Below are 743 nucleotides of genomic sequence, written 5' to 3' on the forward strand. Positions count from 1 at the left end.
TGCTGCTTCCATTCCGAAGGGTGCCGTCTTACACAAACCTCGCTTTCGTGATGCGATTCGCACCGGATTAATCTTTGGGCTGATTGAAGCCATTACCCCCCTTATCGGCTGGGCACTGGGTTTCTTTGCCAGCCAATATATTATTGAATGGGATCATTGGGTGGCTTTCACCCTGCTGGTCATCCTGGGTGGCCGCATGATTATGCAAGGCATGAGCAGCGCCAACGAGGATGATGAACCCGTACGCCGTCACACGCTGTTTGCTCTGGTTTGTACCGCCATCGCTACCAGCCTCGATGCCATGGCCATCGGTGTGGGTCTCGCCTTCTTGCAGGTCAATATTTTCCACACCGCGATGGTTATCGGCTGTGCCACCATGATCATGGTGACATTGGGTATGATGATCGGCCGCTACATCGGTCCGCTGATGGGGAAAAAGGCTGAAATCTTTGGCGGCGTGGTATTGGTTGGTATTGGCAGCAATATTCTCTACGAACACCTGTTTCGCGTTGCCTGATTGGAGATGCGTTAGCAGTTTTCCACGTTTTAAAAAAAAGGGAGCCTGTGCTCCCTTTTTTTAACGCTGCGGCTCAGGCATCTCGCTGATGAAAACGAATAATGAAATCCGTTTCACACTCAAAGCGCTCGCTATCCAACAGTTGCTGTTTAACCGCTTGCGACGCGCGCCAGGCAAAGGGCGTCATTTGCAACAATGCCGCGGCCTCATCACCGGCTAATGACAT

1 protein-coding gene and 1 pseudogene are annotated in these 743 nt (G+C 52.0%); one reads left to right on the top strand and one right to left on the bottom strand.

Going from position 1 to position 743, the window contains the following annotated elements:
- Positions 1–517 (top strand): manganese efflux pump MntP (gene mntP / locus J5224_RS32455; RefSeq protein WP_264629051.1); only part of this gene is annotated, 517 nt, incomplete at its 5' end.
- A gap of 73 nt (positions 518–590) precedes the next feature.
- Here mntP and J5224_RS32460 read toward each other — a convergent pair.
- Positions 591–743, bottom strand: a pseudogene (locus J5224_RS32460) (23S rRNA (guanine(745)-N(1))-methyltransferase); the annotation flags it as partial.

This window comes from Candidatus Symbiopectobacterium sp. NZEC135 (assembly GCF_025962695.1).